The organism is Bacillus sp. LQ01, assembly GCF_057624735.1.
This window is the reverse complement of sequence record NZ_JBYEZL010000001.1, coordinates 1,263,369-1,281,854: the sequence shown is the minus strand read 5'-3', so window position 1 is coordinate 1,281,854 and position 18,486 is coordinate 1,263,369. Positions and strand designations below refer to the sequence as shown.

At 33.3% G+C, this 18,486-nt stretch carries 20 protein-coding genes and 1 pseudogene; 11 read left to right on the top strand and 10 right to left on the bottom strand.

Annotated elements, in window-relative coordinates; translation table 11 throughout:
* Positions 1-141 precede the first annotated feature (141 nt).
* A complete protein-coding gene (locus tag AC22L0_RS06825) occupies positions 142-267 on the bottom strand; it encodes a hypothetical protein (RefSeq protein ID WP_000709202.1) in 126 nt (41 codons plus the stop codon).
* Entirely contained in the window at positions 264-1,337 is a 1,074-nt protein-coding gene (locus AC22L0_RS06820; RefSeq protein ID WP_000109862.1) for a response regulator aspartate phosphatase, read from the bottom strand. Before AC22L0_RS06820 ends, AC22L0_RS06825 begins: the two co-directional genes overlap by 4 nt.
* Before the next feature lie 189 nt (positions 1,338-1,526).
* Between AC22L0_RS06820 and AC22L0_RS06815 the strand changes: the two genes are divergently transcribed.
* Positions 1,527-1,874 (top strand): YolD-like family protein, encoded by a 348-nt coding sequence (locus AC22L0_RS06815; RefSeq protein ID WP_000541073.1) that lies wholly within the window; start codon positions 1,527-1,529, stop codon positions 1,872-1,874.
* 262 nt (positions 1,875-2,136) lie between these two features.
* Here the strand turns inward: AC22L0_RS06815 and AC22L0_RS06810 are convergent, their stop codons facing one another.
* Complete coding sequence (locus AC22L0_RS06810; RefSeq protein WP_069604964.1) at positions 2,137-2,508, bottom strand: HNH endonuclease; 372 nt, start codon at positions 2,506-2,508, stop codon at positions 2,137-2,139.
* A gap of 250 nt (positions 2,509-2,758) precedes the next feature.
* Here AC22L0_RS06810 and AC22L0_RS06805 point away from each other — a divergent pair, with 250 nt between their 5' ends.
* Positions 2,759-2,998 carry a hypothetical protein gene (locus AC22L0_RS06805; RefSeq protein ID WP_000071988.1) on the top strand — a complete coding sequence of 80 codons (240 nt, stop codon included), beginning with the start codon at positions 2,759-2,761 and terminating at the stop codon, positions 2,996-2,998.
* 220 nt (positions 2,999-3,218) lie between these two features.
* On the opposite strand, the gene AC22L0_RS06800 is transcribed toward AC22L0_RS06805, so the two are convergent.
* On the bottom strand, positions 3,219-3,494 hold the full coding sequence (locus AC22L0_RS06800; protein WP_000427801.1) for a stage V sporulation protein S: 276 nt from the start codon (positions 3,492-3,494) through the stop codon (positions 3,219-3,221).
* 610 nt (positions 3,495-4,104) lie between these two features.
* On the opposite strand from AC22L0_RS06800, the gene AC22L0_RS06795 reads away from it, so the two are divergent.
* Positions 4,105-4,653 (top strand): hypothetical protein, encoded by a 549-nt coding sequence (locus AC22L0_RS06795; RefSeq protein ID WP_000536153.1) that lies wholly within the window; start codon positions 4,105-4,107, stop codon positions 4,651-4,653.
* A 153-nt stretch (positions 4,654-4,806) separates the two neighbouring features.
* Here AC22L0_RS06795 and AC22L0_RS06790 read toward each other — a convergent pair whose 3' ends face one another.
* Positions 4,807-6,408: a lipase family alpha/beta hydrolase gene (locus tag AC22L0_RS06790; protein ID WP_087967913.1), complete on the bottom strand. Its 1,602-nt coding sequence runs from the start codon at positions 6,406-6,408 to the stop codon at positions 4,807-4,809.
* 553 nt (positions 6,409-6,961) lie between these two features.
* Here AC22L0_RS06790 and AC22L0_RS06785 point away from each other — a divergent pair.
* Positions 6,962-7,801: an arylamine N-acetyltransferase family protein gene (locus tag AC22L0_RS06785; protein WP_087967915.1), complete on the top strand. Its 840-nt coding sequence runs from the start codon at positions 6,962-6,964 to the stop codon at positions 7,799-7,801.
* Positions 7,802-7,897: 96 nt separating this feature from the next.
* On the opposite strand, the gene AC22L0_RS06780 is transcribed toward AC22L0_RS06785, so the two are convergent.
* Positions 7,898-8,107 carry a hypothetical protein gene (locus AC22L0_RS06780; RefSeq protein WP_000824207.1) on the bottom strand — a complete coding sequence of 70 codons (210 nt, stop codon included), beginning with the start codon at positions 8,105-8,107 and terminating at the stop codon, positions 7,898-7,900.
* Positions 8,108-8,323: 216 nt separating this feature from the next.
* A complete protein-coding gene (gene exsG, locus AC22L0_RS06775; protein WP_000395679.1) occupies positions 8,324-8,476 on the bottom strand; it encodes an exosporium protein ExsG in 153 nt (50 codons plus the stop codon).
* 208 nt (positions 8,477-8,684) lie between these two features.
* Here exsG and tolA point away from each other — a divergent pair, with 208 nt between their 5' ends.
* From tolA to AC22L0_RS06740, 7 genes are all read left to right on the top strand, one after another.
* On the top strand, positions 8,685-9,632 hold the full coding sequence (tolA, locus tag AC22L0_RS06770; RefSeq protein ID WP_276180292.1) for a cell envelope integrity protein TolA: 948 nt from the start codon (positions 8,685-8,687) through the stop codon (positions 9,630-9,632).
* Positions 9,633-9,834: 202 nt separating this feature from the next.
* Entirely contained in the window at positions 9,835-10,542 is a 708-nt protein-coding gene (gene ric / locus AC22L0_RS06765) for an iron-sulfur cluster repair di-iron protein (RefSeq protein WP_061654572.1), read from the top strand.
* A 208-nt stretch (positions 10,543-10,750) separates the two neighbouring features.
* Complete coding sequence (gene nirB, locus AC22L0_RS06760) at positions 10,751-13,156, top strand: NADPH-nitrite reductase large subunit (protein ID WP_087967918.1); 2,406 nt, start codon at positions 10,751-10,753, stop codon at positions 13,154-13,156.
* Positions 13,157-13,171: 15 nt separating this feature from the next.
* Positions 13,172-13,489, top strand: coding sequence for a nitrite reductase small subunit NirD (gene nirD, locus AC22L0_RS06755; protein WP_000616692.1), 318 nt, complete (start codon positions 13,172-13,174; stop codon positions 13,487-13,489).
* Between the two features lie 58 nt (positions 13,490-13,547).
* Positions 13,548-14,972, top strand: coding sequence for a uroporphyrin-III C-methyltransferase (locus AC22L0_RS06750; protein ID WP_087967920.1), 1,425 nt, complete (start codon positions 13,548-13,550; stop codon positions 14,970-14,972).
* Positions 14,969-15,679: a sirohydrochlorin chelatase gene (locus AC22L0_RS06745; RefSeq protein ID WP_087967922.1), complete on the top strand. Its 711-nt coding sequence runs from the start codon at positions 14,969-14,971 to the stop codon at positions 15,677-15,679. Before AC22L0_RS06750 ends, AC22L0_RS06745 begins: the two co-directional genes overlap by 4 nt.
* Positions 15,672-16,145, top strand: coding sequence for a precorrin-2 dehydrogenase (locus AC22L0_RS06740; RefSeq protein ID WP_087967923.1), 474 nt, complete (start codon positions 15,672-15,674; stop codon positions 16,143-16,145). Before AC22L0_RS06745 ends, AC22L0_RS06740 begins: the two co-directional genes overlap by 8 nt.
* A 190-nt stretch (positions 16,146-16,335) precedes the next feature.
* Here the strand turns inward: AC22L0_RS06740 and AC22L0_RS06735 are convergent, their stop codons facing one another.
* The 3 genes and pseudogenes from AC22L0_RS06735 to AC22L0_RS06725 form a co-directional block, all read right to left on the bottom strand.
* Positions 16,336-16,713 carry an STAS/SEC14 domain-containing protein gene (locus AC22L0_RS06735; protein ID WP_000043362.1) on the bottom strand — a complete coding sequence of 126 codons (378 nt, stop codon included), beginning with the start codon at positions 16,711-16,713 and terminating at the stop codon, positions 16,336-16,338.
* Positions 16,714-17,036: 323 nt separating this feature from the next.
* Positions 17,037-17,954: an AEC family transporter gene (locus AC22L0_RS06730; RefSeq protein ID WP_087967924.1), complete on the bottom strand. Its 918-nt coding sequence runs from the start codon at positions 17,952-17,954 to the stop codon at positions 17,037-17,039.
* A 303-nt stretch (positions 17,955-18,257) separates the two neighbouring features.
* Positions 18,258-18,386, bottom strand: a pseudogene (locus AC22L0_RS06725) (PspC domain-containing protein); the annotation flags it as partial.
* Positions 18,387-18,486: the final 100 nt, after the last annotated feature.

Here is an 18,486-nt window from a genome sequence, read left to right as displayed (position 1 = left end):
TACAAAATTACACCTTTGTATACACATTTTTAGAAACATCTTACGTTTATCAAACAATAACCAAAAGACGTACCTGCAACCTCATCATATAAATAATAGATATTAAAAAGAGGACACTATAAGCGCCCTCTTCCTTAGGTTTTAAATATGTTCTCCATGATCCATAAACACTTCAATTGCTTCGTTTTGTGGTATATCTTTTACATTAGTAAGACCAAAAGTAAAAACAGCGGATAACATCATCATTAATAAGATTGCTTTTTTCATTTTAGCGCCCTTCTTTCTATGCTCTTTTTGTCTGCATCTAAAGCGATGTGCAAATACTTGCTTGCTTTTCTGTGATTTTCTGAACCATAGAATCTTTCACCTAAAAGAGAAGCATATTCTTTTACCCAATCATATAATTCTTCTTTTTCAAAATACGAAATACCTTCTATAACCACATTTTCTAATTCTTCTTGCGGTACATAGTTATGTACTGCTTTTAAAATTCGGAAATGATGGCGATAACATAAGTCGCTAATCTTATAGCCATTCTCAATATATTCATTAGCGATATGACTATAACCTAACTTAAAATGTTCTCTTGCTAAAAGAAACATAGTTTTAGCGTTATTTTCTAATGAATCCTCTAAGTGTTTAATTGCTAACTCTGGCATGTTTTGACTTGCGTATAAAAGTCCTAAATTATGCTTAACTCGTTTAATAAGAAGTTCATCATTAGATTTTTGGAAGGTACCTAGTGCTGAAAGTAAATATTCCTCTGCACTTTCGAATTCATTTAGTCGAATGTGTGCCATTCCTAAAGTATTTAAGCATGCTGCAGTTTTTAATTCATACCCTGGACTAATTGAAAATACTTCATTCGCCTTTGTAGCAAATTGAACTGCTAGGATCGGTTTTAATACGTGATAGTAATGGACTGCAAGCCAATAATTAAATTCAGCTTTTTCAATTTCATCATGCATGTACTCTAAAAACGTTTCAGCTTTTTCAAATTGCATTCTTGCTTCACTATGGTTTGCTTTATTAATAGCGTAAATTGCTTTAAATAAATGATGATAGTACTCTAAAAATGTTTCTGTAGACTCTGGTAAAGGCTCGATTTTGTCCAGAATATCTTTTGTACTATCCATATCCCGAATTAGCAGTTTATACCGTGCATTCAATAAAGCGTAGTAGACTAATATTGTTTGGTCTTCCTTAATATTATTGATTTTATTTGCAATATCTTCTTTTATTTTCTGAGACTGTAATACACGTTGTGAAATCATAGCTTGATACCATTCGTTTAATAATTTTGTGATTTCTTCTTTAGAAATAATGTCAACACTCATCTACTTCTACCCCCTTTTGTTAAATGTTATCATGACATGCTTGTTTGCATAAATAAGTTTTTGAATATTCTAACTTAAAAAATTATTTTTGAATATTCATGTTAACAAAATGGTCCCTTTTCAAACCTTAAAAAAGAACACATGTTTGTTTGTAGTGGCGTTAAAAAAACAAAAGTGAGGTATTACATCATGGGATATAACAGCTTTCCTGTAGTACGTGGAAGAGGTATGGTGAAATGGAATCCGTTTGCTTCAATACCGGAGCAATACGAGGAAATACATAGAATGTTTGAGGAACAATATAAAGTACCTAAACCTTTTTTAACACAAGATACTATGGAACGAATAGAAAGAGCGTTAATGCAATCTTTTCACGAGGAAGAAGAAATACATATCTCATACTATCGTGATGGAATGGTGCAAGACATGTACATAAATGTATTACATATTGAACCGATGACGAAAACTATATATTGTACAGATGCCTTTGGTTTGAATACTAAGTTTAAGTTTGATGAATTGGTGAATATAAATTAAAAGAAGCCGCCCGACAGGACTGAAGTGCACCCCAATTGTTAGACACAGCCTAACAATTGGGGTGCACTTCACATATATAGGTGGCTTTTGTACGACAAAAAAAAAGAGCTCTGCTATACAGCAGAGCAAAAGAAAAATATATAACCCTATAAAAATAATACAAATTATTGATACTTTCAAAAGACGAAATTTAAATTTCCATCACAATAATAGCTATGTTTAAGTATGAAACATTCTACCTTCACTATAGCTATGAATATTCTTATTTTAGAATTCCATAGTATCCAAATAGCTCTTTGAGAGATACCTCAATACCGAACTTCTTCAAAGAATCTTTTCTTTGTTCAAAGAGAAGTTCTAAAACTTTTTTCTTATCTTTGTCTCTTCCATAATGAATCAACCTATGACAGTTCGGACATATACTAACTATATTTCCAACAACATCTAAACTATTTTCAAAATCATGTTGCATTCTTAACGGTATTAGATGATGGGCCTCCATATAATTTTTTCGGCTGGCTTCCGATACAAATGTTTCATGTGTGTCATCTATTTCACATTTAAATTCTGCCTGTTTAATAGCTTGTTTAGCTTTTTTCGGATCACGAGGCCATACTTCCCTACCAGATTCCATTTTAGTTTTTTTCGATTTTCCGGTTTCTCTTCTTCTGCAATCTTTACTTTACTAAAATCCGAATCAATATTAGCCTGATACATATCTTCCTCTTGCTCATCCTCAGAAAGAATAAAGCTCTCATTCAACGCTTTAATAATATTATCAATAGATTTATATTTTGCTAATTTTGTTGAATCAATATATGAATATATAAATTTAAAAGATTAAAATAAAAATAAGTACACATGTTTTATTAGGAGGTATATGTATGTCCAACAGCACTTCATGGCTAGATGAAATTATAGCAATATTAACCGAACTAGATGGAGCAGGAACACTGAATCAAATTAAAACAAAGGTTATGGAGCGTAATAAAATTGACTTGAATAGATACCAACACGAACAGTCTATAGCTGCAAGAATTAGAAAGACCATTTATCAGGTAAACTATCATAAAAACGTTCAATGGCCGCTACTAAAACTAAATCTTCTAAATGAGCAGTTTTAAGGTTGTTTATTTTTAAAAACATCAAAAATGCCAAATCCCTTATATCACAAAGGATTTGGCATTTTTAAGTATCTAGAACACGCGCTAAATTTAAGGAGAAATTAACAGACATGAGTCCGGTATAATGCCGTGTCCGCACCCAAGGATCGGTTACATAAAATAGCGTATCTAACCTGGGAAGTCTATTGGCCTTTTTCCCTTATAGTAACGCTCTCTTCTACTAAGACCTTTTCTTTCTAGGGCCTACAATTAATTTAATCGCTGTTCTTTCTTCATTATTGATAGAAATCTCTTGAAACGCTGGAACAAAAGCTAAGTCAATACCACTTGGAGCGACGAACCCTCTTGCAATCGCAATTGCTTTAATCGCTTGATTTATAGCTCCAGCCCCAATCGCTTGAATTTCCACATTACCACTTGTTCTTAGTACTCCTGCTATTGCACCTGCGACTGAATTTGGGCTTGATTTTGAAGATACCTTTAATATATTTTCCATGTAAGTTGCTCCCTCTATTATTTAATCTCTCTTTCGTTACAATTTTAAATATTTTAGCGTATCTTTAATTACTATTCACACCAAAAACAAACGATGCTTCATATGTATATTATTCTATATTTTCTGACTTTTTCCTGCTCATCTACGCAAATAAAAAATAAACTGAATAACCTAATATAAATATAGCTAAATATTATAACTTCACCAAATGATAACATCCATACAGCTAAAGGTAATATTTCTGTTTTGTCAGACTAAATAAATATAGTAAAGTGAAATTTTAATGAGTGGGGGTTTAATTCATCCCCCACCTAACTTCTTTGCTTTCGCTGAATTTTGAGATGGGAGTCTTACTGCTCGGAAAATAGCGGGATAAACGTTTCCTCGTTACTTCAATCTATTTAGAAATTCCATTTATTTTTCTATCAAATTATAAACCTTATCATCTTCAAAAGGTGTTACAGGTAATACCCAAATACTACACTTCATCATTTGACCACTTTATATTCCAAATCTATTTCCTTTTATAGTACAAGCATACACGCCAATTGTGATTCATCTTCATAAACTACTATGTGGTTTAAATTTATTAAGAATAGGAGGTAATATTTTGGGTTCATACTATCATTCTTCAAACTCGTATAAAAAATGCTCATGCAAATCTTCTTCCAGTTCAAATAAAAAATGTTCATGTGACCATTCACATAAACGAAGCTGTCCTGCATACGGAACTTTTTGGCAAACTGAATTTATAACTGTTCCTTTTGGAGATCCTTTTCCATTTAATCACGTTGGACCTTTAGCAGGAGGTGTTTCCTTACTAAATCCTACTACTATACACTTTAGACAAGCTGGTGATTATAGAGTTTCGTTCATTTCCAGTATTAATACTACTTTAAATCCTGTATTTCCACATATCCCAGTCATAACTATATTTTTAAATAACAATCCACTTGCTAATAGTCAAGGTGACTTCGCTATTCAAATGAATACTTCATCAAATAACGAATGTCTTCAACTCGTTGGCGAAACGATTGTTACAGTGCCTGCTAATTCAACTCTTCAACTTAGAAATAATAGTGGTTTTAATCGTCAAAGTATTGTAACTTGTGACAATGGTATAAATTCAGTTGAATTAACAGTTACAAAACTAAGTTAAAATTATTTCTTCACATTCAGATGCTATTTCAGCATCTTTTTTTATTGAATAACAGTTTTTTCAACTTTTATTATCTCTCCCCACATAAACAAGTGCAGAATTCTTTCTAACACAAGATTTCTGCACTTTTTTATTATACTTATTTATTCTTCCTTATTTCTCTACATAAACCGACTTAACAATCGTACGATTATATGGTTTTCCTTCTTTATTCATCCCTTTTATATCCATCGTAACGTTATATACTCCCGGTTGTTTTATATCTTTCAAAGCACCTGTAAATGTATTCGTATTAACATTTTGTAATTCATTAAATTCAGAGACTAACTTACCTTCTTTATTAACGACTCTTACTGTTATGGAAAGATCCCCTTTCATTTCAGGTGCCACAGGTGATTTTTTCAGTTTATACTCAGGTTTATTTACTTTAACTTTTGTAGGCATTCGAAGAACAAATGGTGCGTCATCCTTGTAATCGCTTACAACTAAATATGCATCTTTCGACTGCTTCGCCATCATTTTGATTTTCCATTCGCCTACTTCCAATTTATCAAACTTAAATGTTCTAATTGTCGCCCCATTAAAGAAAGATTCGCCTTCACCAGTAGTTATAGCGCTATCTTTATTTGCATAGATTTTTCCTTTTGGAGATACCATTTGTACTTCTACATCAGAAGAAGCAGTTAGTACAGAAACTATTCCTTCAGCCTTTTTATCAACAGAAATACTTTGCTCTATCCACTGATTTTGTGGTAATTCGCCTCCTAAAATATTTTGATTTGAAGTTGTATTTAATTGTTCTAGATCTTCATTTGAACTAGTGCTGGATGCTACTAAAGCTGGTAATCCCACATTTGTCGTACGTAAATATGGTTCAATTCGTACAAAAACAGCTGATCCTTTTCTTATATTGTCATGATCAAATCTGGAATCTGTAAATAAATGTGTACCGTACGATAGCTTCGCACTCCATTCATTTACTAGTCCATCATTTGAACCGTACGATGATAAATATAACCCGCCCATAGATAATGCAGAAAATGTTGGCCCCCAGCTAGTTCCAGTAGCCGTATAGTAACGGTTTAATTTAGCTGCTGGGTTGTTATCTATTATTGAACGAAACTTTGCCATTTCACCTATTTGTAACGAATACGTACCATCATCTTTTTGACCTAATATAGAAGCAAGCCAACCTGCCCACCAACTATATGACAAATCTGCTAAATTTGAGCCGTGATGCGGTGTAGCAAGTGTAATAACATTTCCAACAAATCGATTCGCACCATATTCAACTAATGCGGCTTGTGTATCAATACCACCTTTACTATGCGCTACAATATTAACTTTTTTACCGAAATAATTATATATTTCTTCAAGTTTTTGTGCTAACAATTTTCCGTTATCCCACTGACTAGCCGAACCTTTCCCTGCAGCATCATACAATTGTATAAACACTGTTTGATAGCCTGCTTTTAAAGCATAATCATACATATCATTTATATCATGATATACTGTCTTTCCATACCAACTATCAGCATTACCATTTCTTCCTTGTACAAAGAGAATTGGCGGTTTATTCTCATCATAATTAGCAGGTTTTTGGCCTAAAAACCATTCTCCAGGTGTGAATACTTCTGTATCAGGAAACCCCTTTCCAAGCTCTTTTACAACTTCTGCCTGTACATTTGTGCTAATCGTTGGAGCCATGATAAAAAATACAATTAGTAAGGCCACACATCTTCTCATCAGTCGCATATTACTCCCCCTATTTTTTTGAAAGAAGGTGTTCTTTATAATATTTTATATTTTCCCTTCCTTAATAATAGCTAATCTTTTATTTTTAAAAGATGTTAGCCCTATTTTTAGAAGGTTACTAGTTGTATACCCTCTTCCTTAACTCTCGTTATTCTCTTTGTTTCTACCTCTTCCTTTTGATAGAATACGACAAAAAAGTTTCTCAATAATTGTTAACTTCGCTACACCCAGATATTTTTTAAATCATTATTGTTTATATAAAGCATACAAATCTTGAAAAAATTTTAGTAAAAAAACATTTTATTACTAGTTAGTTATTTAAAAATATAATAAAGATATGTACTTTCTTTTCATTAAATACAAACTAATTTTAAAGGAGCTTGTATTATAAGACTTTCCTACGATTAAAAATTAAACTGAAATTTCCGAATAGAAAATCATATTTCCAGAAACATATATTATGATAATTTCCGCACACTTGAATTAACTTTTTAGAAGTACTAACCTATCGGTGAGCAGAAGAAAATTCTGTAAAAAGAAAGGAGAATACTTTATGATGACCAAATTACAAAAGGAGTTTTTTAAACGCTTAGAAATTCCTGCAAAAGAAATAACATTTGATGATTTAGATGAAATTCTCTTGAAGATGGGAATGATTCTCCCCTATGAAAATCTTGATATTATGGCTGGTACTATTAAAAATATCTCAAAAGATAACTTAATAGAAAAGTTACTTATTCAAAAACGAGGTGGACTTTGTTATGAATTAAACTCCCTATTGTATTATTTTTTAATTGATTGTGGGTTTCAAGTATACAAAGTAGCCGGTACTGTTTATGATCTTTACGATAATAAATGGAAACCCGATGATGGTCATGTCATTATCATATTAAGTCATGAGGATAAAGATTATGTTGTGGATGCAGGTTTTGCATCTCATCTCCCTTTACATCCAGTCCCTTTTAACGGAGAAGTCATCTCCTCTCAAACAGGAGAATATCGAATTCGTAAGCGAAATACTCGAAAAGGTACGCATATTTTAGAAATGAGAAAAGGAGCTAACGGGGAATCTACAAGTTTCTTACAATCTGAACCTTCAAACGAATGGAAAATAGGCTATGCTTTCACTGTAGATCCAATAGATGAGAAAAAAGTGAATAACATTCAAAAAGTGATTGTAGAGCATAAAGAATCTCCTTTTAATAAAGGAGCTATCACTTGTAAATTAACTACTTATGGTCACATATCATTAACAAATAAAAATTATACAGAAACCTTTAAAGGCACCAAAAATAAACGACCAATAGAATCTAAAGATTATGCTCGCATTCTTCGTGACTCTTTTGGAATAACGCAAGAGAAATATGTAGGAAAAACACTAGAAAGAGGCTAGTTGACTACAAGTATTTCATAATAAAGCAGATTCTATATTTAGAATCTGCTTTATTTTATATTTTGTTATAAATTAATTTAATTTTGTTGTTACCCTTTAATTTTCAATTATATACTCATCATCATATTTATCGTATTGTAGCCCTTTCCCTATCTTTGACTCCGTAACTTGATCTCTTAAAAACGGTGCAGCATCCATTTTACTAGTTGCAATTTCAATTCCATATTTTTTCGTTAAATGAGCTAACTCTATTAAAAACCACTCTCTTCGCAATGTAACTGGAATATCCAATGTTTTTCTTTTCATATATAATAGCACCTCTTTTATTTTCATAGCTTAAAAATATCACTGGATGCACTTATTAAAACTACCTTTCACCGCTAACATCCAATGAAACATTATAGTATATGCATGTCCATTTCAAACGTGCTATCACAAATATGATATTTAAGTTTACATAATTATATTATGTAATAGTAGAAGAGGAAGGCATGTCCCTTCCTCTTCTACTATAGATTTAAATTAAGAACATCTTGGTACACCTAAAGCTAAAAATAAACCTGCTACTCCCGCAGTAATCGGTACTTTTAACGTAATAACATCATCTACCTTCGTTACTAAAAAGTAAGCATTACCTTCTTGTAATATACAAGTTACCAACAATTGAAATTCCATTCAAATCTCCTCCTTTCAATCGATATACTATAATTTATGAAATCTCTTTCAAAAAGTAATAGGAAATATATCCATTTTTCCTTATATATAAAATAAATGTTTATGAGTCTATTAAAAATATTAATTTTCTAAATTTATACAAAACGTGTAATATCCAATAAATTCCTATATAATCAATAAGAAGAATCTTACAAATGGAGGTATGAAAATGTCGATTTTAAGTAATATTGGTGCAGCTTTATTTTTTATTGCTTTTATTCTTTTAATCTTATGTATCATTTCATTCTTTAAGAAAAATGGAAAAGCAAAACAATATGGACGTCCTACCGTTATTCTTTTTATGATTTCTATTATATTAATAACGGCCGGTACAACAAAATCGGAACACCCCGTCGTCGAGTTTTTTTCTACTTTAAGTTTCATTCTATTTATATTCTTCCTTGTTCTAGCAATCTTATCTGTTATTAAGAAAACAGGTGTAGCGAAAAAACAATTTATTATTACAGCTGTATTATTTGTCATTTTTGTTGCGTTATTAGGTATTTCAGCTCCTTCTTCTGAAAAAACGACAGCAACTAGTACAAAAGTTGCCTCTAATAATGAAGAGCCAAAAGATAGCGAACAGAAAAAAGAGCTAGAAAAGAAAGAGGCGGACGAAAAAACTCAAAAGCAAGAAGATGAGAAGCGTCTAGCCGAAGAACAAGCTCGTAAGCAAGAGGATGAAAAACGTCAGGCTGATGAACAAGCTCGTAAGCAAGAGGATGAAAAACGTCAGGCTGATGAACAAGCTCGTAAGCAAGAGGATGAAAAACGTCAGGCTGATGAACAAGCTCGCAAACAACAAGAAGAACAAAAACGTCAGGCTGATGAACAAGCTCGTAAACAACAAGAAGAACAAAAACGTCAGGCTGATGAACAAGCTCGTAAACAACAAGAAGAACAAAAACGTCAGGCTGATGAACAAGCTCGTAAACAACAAGAAGAACAAAAAGCACAGCAAGCTCAAACACAACCAGCTAATGGTAATACTGATAGTGCATACTACAAAAATTGTGCTGCAGTTAGAGCAGCTGGGAAAGCTCCTTTACATAAAGGGCAACCAGGTTATAGCTCTCATCTTGATCGTGATGGCGATGGAATTGCATGTGAAAAATAGTAATAAAAAAGAAGCTTTTACTAAGCTTCTTTTTTATTAACGTAAAATATTACCACTTATTACTTTCCCCCTTATTTTAATAACATTCTTCTTATTATTCTCAAAAACGACACAGAATAAGTGATTTCAATCACTACATAGATTTTAATTTATCGCTATTCTTAATTCAGATATTACATTAAAATTTTATGGAGGCATTCATATGGAACATACATTTACTGAAACTTCAATTGTTGGTGAGATTGTTACACAATTTCCGAAAGCTAGTGATCTTTTTAAATCATATAGAATAGATTTTTGTTGTGGCGGTAATAAGCCACTTATTGATGCAATTCATGAAAGAAATTTATCAGCTACTGAAGTGCTTACAGAGTTAAATACGCTTTATCATAATACGAAACGATTAAATGAATCGGAAATTGATTGGAAAAATGCTTCTTATCGTGAATTGATTGATTATGTCATAAATAAGCATCACCGCTATTTAAATGAAGAATTACCACAGTTAAGTCCATATGTGACAAAAGTATTACGTGTTCATGGGGCAAGTCAGCCTCATTTTGCTCAAATTCATAAGCTATTTCATGAACTTAGAATGGAATTAGAACAGCATTTAATTAAAGAAGAAATGGAAGATTTTCCATTAATTTTAGAATTTGAACAAAATCCAACTAATGAAAACTATGCTAAGTTACGTAAAGTAGTAAATGAACTAGAAAATGAGCACAATCATGCTGGAAATATTATAAAAGAACTTCGTAAAGTGACAAATGACTTTACTCCTCCAGAAGGTGCTTGCGGTACTTATCGACTTGTTTACCAACGCCTCGAAGCGCTAGAGTCTGATTTATTTGAGCATATTCATTTAGAAAATAATATTTTATTTCCGCGTGCCATTACGAAAGCATAAATCAAGTGCAGGACATGAGTGTAAATACTTATGGCCTGCTTTTTCGTTTCGCGAAAAATATTCACATCCCCTTCACATAAAACCGAATTTTAACAATTTGTGAATCATTATAAAGATGTGATAAATATCACATCTCCCCCTTATTATATTTTCTATAATAAAAATATAATCCTTTGTTCAATATTTCACATAAAAAGGGGAAACGAAAATGAAAAAACGTTTAGTTATGATCGGAAATGGTATGGCTGGCATTCGCTGTATGGAAGAAATCTTAAAACATGATAGTGATTCATATGAGATTACTATTTTTGGAGATGAACCGCATCCAAACTACAACCGCATTATGCTCTCTCATGTTTTACAAGGCAAAACAAATATGCAAGATATCATTATGAATGAATACAGTTGGTATGAAGAAAACGAAATAACTTTGTATACGAATGAAAGAGTTCAAAGTATTAACCGAGAAGAAAAAATTATTATTACAGAAAAGAAGCGTACTCTTACATACGACAAGCTCATTATCGCAACAGGTTCTAGTGCTTTTATTTTACCTGTTGAAGGTTCCGCACTTTCTGGTGTAACAGGATTTCGAACTATTGAAGATACACAATTTATGATAGATACCGCTAAAGAAAAGAAAAAGGCCGTTGTTATTGGTGGCGGATTACTCGGTTTAGAAGCCGCAAGAGGTCTAATTGATTTAGGAATGGACGTACATGTTGTTCATTTAATGCCTAGCTTAATGGAGCAACAACTAGATACGAAAGCAGCTGCTCTTCTGCGTGAAGATTTAGAAGCACAAGGCATGAAGTTTTTAACGGAAAAGAAAACTGTAAAAATTCTTGGTACAGACCATGTTGAGGGCATTCAATTTGAAGACGGTGAAGTTGTAGATTGTGATTTAGTCGTAATGGCTGTCGGAATACGCCCAAATACGCAAATAGCAAAAGATGCTGGTTTAATTGTAAATCGCGGTATTGTAGTCAATGACTATATGCTAACAAATGATGAGTCCATTTATGCAGTTGGAGAATGTGCAGAGCATGACGGTATCGCATATGGACTTGTTGCTCCTCTTTATGAACAAGGTGCGATATTAGCAAAACATATAACAAATTTACAAACTGATGGATATTCGGGCAGTATCGTCGGTACGCAATTAAAAGTTGCAGGTTGTGATTTATTCTCTGCTGGTCAAATTTATGAAGATGCTCAAACGAAAGCAATATCAATCTTTGATGAATGTAAACGTTCCTATAAAAAAGTATTAATTCGTGACAATAACGTAATCGGTATCGTTTTATATGGTGACACAGCTGACGGAACACGCCTCTTTAGCATGTTAAAGAAAGAAGAAGATATACAAGAATATACAGCCGCTTCTCTTCTTCACAAAGCTGGTGAAGAATGTGAACTTGACGTTGCTACTATGAGTGCGGATGACACAATTTGCGGATGTAATGGTGTTACGAAAGGCACAATCGTTCACGCCATTTTAGAACAAGAGTTAAAGACTTTTGAAGAAGTTAAAGGCTGTACGAAAGCCGCAGGGTCTTGTGGTAAATGTCGTCCGCTTGTAGAACAAGTTTTATCTCATACACTTGGAGATGCTTTTGATGCTTCTGCGCAGTCTACCGGTATGTGCGGATGTACACCTTTATCACGTGATGAAGTCGTAGCGGCCATTCATGAGAAAGGTTTAAAATCTCCAAAAGAAGTACGAAACGTTCTTGGTTTTGTACATGAAGATGGATGTTCGAAATGTCGTCCTGCTTTAAACTACTATTTACGTATGGCGATTCCAGAAGAATATGAAGATGATAAATCATCCCGTTTCGTGAATGAAAGAATGAATGGTAACATCCAGCACGATGGTACCTTCTCTGTTATTCCACGTATGTACGGAGGCGTTACAACAGCAGATGATTTAATGAAAATTGCTGAAGTTGCGAAAAAGTACGATGTTCCACTTGTGAAAATTACAGGTGCGAGCCGAATTGGCTTATACGGTGTTAAGAAACAAGATTTACCTAACGTATGGGCTGAATTAAATATGGCTTCTGGATATGCGTATTCAAAATCTCTTCGTAATGTAAAATCATGTGTTGGCTCTCGTTTCTGCCGTTTCGGTACGAAAGATTCATTAGGACTTGGTATGTTGCTTGAACAATCATTAGAAATGGTAGATACACCTCATAAAATGAAGATGGGTGTAACGGGCTGTCCGCGTAACTGTGCGGAAGTACTGACGAAAGATTTTGGCGTTGTTTGTGTCGAAAATGGATACCAACTTTATATTGGCGGAAATGGTGGTACGGAAGTACGCGAAGCTGATTTTGTAATGATTGTCCCTACTGAAGATGATGTCCTTCGCATCGCTACAGCTTACATGCAATATTATCGTGAAACTGGTATTTACGGAGAGCGTACTGCCTACTGGACAGAACGATTAGGCTTCGATCACATAAAGGAAATACTGCAAGATGCAAATATGGTCACTAAGTTAAATGAACGTTTCCAAAAAGCTCGTGGCACATATAAAGAAGCATGGGGACAAGCACTAGAAACGAAATCATTAAAAGCGATGTATGAAGTAGAAACTGTGAAATAAGGAGCTGTGATCTATATGATACAAACGAAAGAAAAAATAAAAGTTATGCGTGCAGAAGACCTTCCTATTCAAATCGGTAAAGAGGTACAAATGAAAGGTATGTCTATCGCCCTATTCCGCCTTTCAAATGGCGATATTCGAGCTGTAGAAAATCGTTGTCCTCATAAAAACGGGCCATTAGCGGAAGGTATTGTATCTGGAGAATTCGTCTTTTGTCCACTACATGATTGGAAAATTTCACTACTAACAGGTGAAGTTCAAAAACCTGATGATGGTTGTATTCAAACGTATGAAGTAGAAGTTATTGACGGGGATATTTATATATACATGTAATTTACAAAAGGAAGCCTCCCCTGGCTTCCTTTTAAATAAAAATAGACGAGGTGCGAATATGAACGGATATGTATATTTAGTTGGTGCAGGACCAGGTGATGAAGGGCTTATTACAAAAAAAGCGATAGAGTGCTTAAATCGTGCAGATATCGTCTTATATGACCGCTTATTAAACCCTTCCTTTCTTAATTATACAAAAGAAACATGTGAACTTATTTATTGCGGAAAAATGCCAAAGAATCATACTATGCGTCAAGAAATGATTAACGCACACCTCCTTCAATTTGCGAAAGAAGGAAAAATCGTAGTCCGCTTAAAAGGCGGAGATCCATCTATTTTTGGCCGTGTTGGTGAAGAAGCAGAGACTTTAGCATCAGCAAATATTCCATATGAAATTGTACCAGGTATTACATCTAGCATCGCCGCTAGTATCTATGCAGGTATTCCCCTCACCCACCGTGACTACAGTAATAGCGTCACTTTATTAACCGGACATGCAAAAGGTCCTTTAACCGACCATGGAAAATATAATTCATCTCACAATAGCGACACAATTGCCTACTACATGGGTATAGAAAACTTACCTACAATTTGTGAAAACTTACTACAAGCAGAAAAAAAAGAAGATACGCCAGTAGCAGTCATTGAATGGGGTACAACTGGTAAACAGCGCGTTGTCACAGGGACACTGTCTACCATTGTTTCTATTGTCAAAAACGAAAATATTTCTAATCCTTCTATGACAATTGTTGGTGATGTCGTTTCCTTACGGGATCAGATCGCTTGGAAAGAACGTAAACCATTACATGAGAAAAAAGTTTTATTTGCATCTGCAACGAATAAAACAAATTCAATGAAGCAAAAGTTACAAGAAGCCGGTGCAGAAATATATCAAATTCCTACTTTCAAAAAGGTAGAATACACATTAACACTTGAACAAATCAATGAAATTTTTAACGTTAATCGTCTTGTTTTTTGTTCAGCTGAAAGTGTAGAAATATTGATGCAATCATGTGGTAAACACCAAAAAGATATTCGTTCTTTACAAGCGCAACTACAACATATGAACGTTGCCACTCAAGAAAAACTTATGCAATATGGGCTACTAAGTAAACAAGCAGAGTTCTCTTCCAATACAACAGTTTATTTAGGACGAAATATTAACCGAATTGCTTTTATACAAGAAAAAATTGGTGCCGGTTCTTATATGATGACTCATGCGTATACTATTGACCATCGCTTCGATGAAGTTCATTCTCGTATGCTTTCTGAATTCTCATGGGGAAGCATTGTGTTTGAAGGGCGTGCCTCAATTGATACATTTTTATCAGAAATAAAACGACTTGGCTTTATCGATATCCTTACTCTCCCTTTCTCGTATACCGACGTTCCAACTTTACACTATGCGAATAAAGTTGGATTTCATCATGTAGATGAGCAATTACAAAACATGATTATGAAGAAAGATTTGGTGCTGCGATGAAAGGAATTATATATGTTGGGCATGGGAGCCGGCTACAAGAAGGTAATGAACAATTCATTCATTTTGTTCAATCTGTTATAAAAGAACGTAACGAAAGAATTCAAAAAATTGCTTTCCTAGAACTAACGACACCTACCATTTCAGATGCAGTTACAGAAACATTACTAGAGGGCGCAACTGAAATAATGATTGTACCTGTTTTATTATTTGCAGCAGCTCACTATAAACGTGATATTCCTTTTGAAATAGAACAACTACAAAAGAAATATCCACAAATAACATTTTCAGTTGTACCTCCTTTTAGTACACATCCACATATGGTGGAACTTGTAGTGAAAAGAATACGTGAAGCTATGCCAATGCAAAATAGTAGTATTTTACTCGTAGGACGAGGCAGTAGTGATACACAACCGATACATGAGTTACAACAAATCGGAGCAGCCATCGAACGAAAACTTGGTATGCCAGTATCCTGTTCCTTTTTAACGAAAGGAACTCCCTCTTTTGCTGTTGAGCTCAAGGCTATAACATCGACTGCGTCCCATGTATATGTCATGCCATACCTTCTCTTTACCGGATTATTACTTCAAAAAATTGAATTGCATACAAAAAAATACAATCATGTTACGACTTGTAACTGTCTTCAGTTTGATACATATATGAAACTAACATTGTTAGAACGAATGGAGGAATGCATATATGTATAACATGTACCCTCTTATGTTTAATCTACAAAATAAAGTGGTTGTTATCATTGGTGGAGGTAAAATTGCATATCGAAAAGCGTCTGGATTAAAAGATACAGGCGCTTTCGTCACTGTTGTCAGCCCAGAAATTTGCGAGGAAATGAAGGAACTTTCTTATATTACTTGGAAGCAAAAAGCTTTTAGTAATGATGATATTAAAGATGCTCACCTTATTTATGCAGCTACAAATCAACACGCTGTAAATATGAGGGTCAAACAGGCCGCTCATGATTTCCAGTGGGTTAACGTTGTAAGTGATGGTACAGAATCATCTTTTCACACACCTGGCGTTATAAGAAATAATGATTATGTTGTCACTATTTCAACTTCTGGTAAAGATCCATCATTTACGAAGCGTTTGAAGCAAGAACTAACATCTATATTGCCTAAACTTATAAAAAAGATTTCTCGTACACATAAATTGTAATCTATTTCTTAGTTAAAATAGTAATTACCTTTGGACAAACGTTTTTTAGGGGACGTTTGTTCTTTTTGTTGTAGTTCCGTTCTTTTATTTCACAAGCAATCTATGAAGAAAATAAATGGTGTTTGCAACTTGTAAACAAATAAATTTCATGACAAGTGTAACATTACGAGCAACTCTTTCTATTCAGTTTTTATATTGGATATTCATTCAACCAAATTAGCGCTTGTTCATAATCATCAAAAAACTCCACGGATTCTTTTGTATTGGATTGTTGTAAATACTTCAGTATCTCTCCTTCTTCAAGAAGAAATGCAATTGCCTTACTATGATTCAAAATGGTTTCATTGAAGAACTTATCTTTCCATACTTTTTGAACAGAAAAATGATTTGGGGTATACCCTTTTCTATCCACCAACAATTTGTATTTCCGACCCTCAGAAATAAATTGCTGACAAACCTGCTCAAAATCATTAAACCATTCATACACATCCTCTGTATTAATCTGGCCAATTAGATGGGTAACAATCAAATCTCCTGAAACTATTGTGCTGATATTCTGTTTACTCAACTTTTAATCATCTCCCTTAGTGGCAATTATGCATAAAATTCTTACTTGACACTCCCACCCCATCGCTATCACCCTAAGCTCATATAACTTTAATTATAAGCGAGATTGTGTCTTTTTTTCGCAAGTCTATATGTAAATACTTTAAAGATTTCCATACGAAATAAACCCTAATAAGTTTCTTTTTTTGAATTAAGTCACTAGATTTTGAAACATGGTACAATTGTAAACGACACCCAATATATGAAAGACTGCTTTCTTCTCAGATCTATAGGACTTCTGTCCATCATTTACCGCCTCAAATCTTTTCGTTTTTGCACGTATATTCAAAACAAAATATATGATAAATAAATAACGACAGTTACTGTAATAATGCTGAAAATTGTTGAAAATAAAACGATTTGTGCATGTAATTCAGGCTCTATTTGATATTCCATAGCAATGGTTGATGTATTTCTTGAAGTAGGAAAAGAACTTGCAATAAATAACGATTGTGCAACAATACCATCGATGTTTAGTATGTATATTACAGCAAGTGCTAATAATGGTCCCATCAGTAACCTTCCAATTAAAGCCCATGTTATGACTCGATGGAAAAAATTAAGTTTAATGTTGGATAATTGCGCCCCTAGCAATATGAGTGCTATTGCAACAAAACCATTCGCAAGCTGATTAAGAGGTAGCAAGATAGAATTAGGTATTTGAATTTTAAAAGATTGAAAGAGAACCCCTAATACGAGCGCATGAAATACAGGCAGTCTTAGAAATGATTGAATAATACCTCCGATTGTTTTTGTTGCTGATAGTAAGTTATATATCCCATATGAATAAGTTAAAAGATTCTGGAAAATCACAATAAAAATCTGAATGGAAACCCCCACTGGATTGTGACTGAAAATCAATTGACTTACTGGTAACCCATAATTACCGGAATTCATTAACGAAATGCTATTTTGTAGAGCTGCACTTTCTCCTTTTTCTAACTTTAATGTTTTTGAAATGAAATGACTTACTATGATCAGACTCAGACTATAAAGCATTAAATAGTATATTATTTGGAGCAACAAACCTGTCTCTATACTAATATCATATATATTCACAAATACAGCCGCTGGCATTAAGCAATAAGTAATAAGTGTAGAAAGCTGCTTTAAGTTAAATTGGAACTTTCTTTGTAAGATTGCACCAATCAGCATTAATATTAATATTGGTAATATTACGTCTAGTATAATAAAAACAAACATTTAAAACCTCATTCTAAATATATTTTAGTTGGATTAAACACTTTACTAAATATGAATCACATTTAATTAGTCGGAAACCCCTTCAATTCTCAATAATCAGAAAACTTAAACCAATAATATGAAAATGTGCATCAAAAATTCTTATTTCATTTCCCCTCTCCTCTCTTTTCTTTAACATACCAAATATAACTCATAAAGAAAATTATGGATTATTTATACAAATTCATAATTTTATCTTATTGACCTAAACTATCTTCTTTATTTTAAGTATACTTTTTCACAATATCCATTAACCTTACCAAAAAATTTGGCCCTAAAAAAATCTGATAATGCAGTTACTATGCGAAGGATACTTGCATCAATCCTATACTTGTCGCTTAAACTACCTAACACACCTGATACTTGTTTATCTTGAGTGGACTTATATTTTTTTCATCTAAACATCCCGATTCAATTAAATATTTGCATTCTAAAAATGAGTTCGATCTTTAGAATAGATTTAAGATTTCCTTAACTAATCTGCCCTTTAATT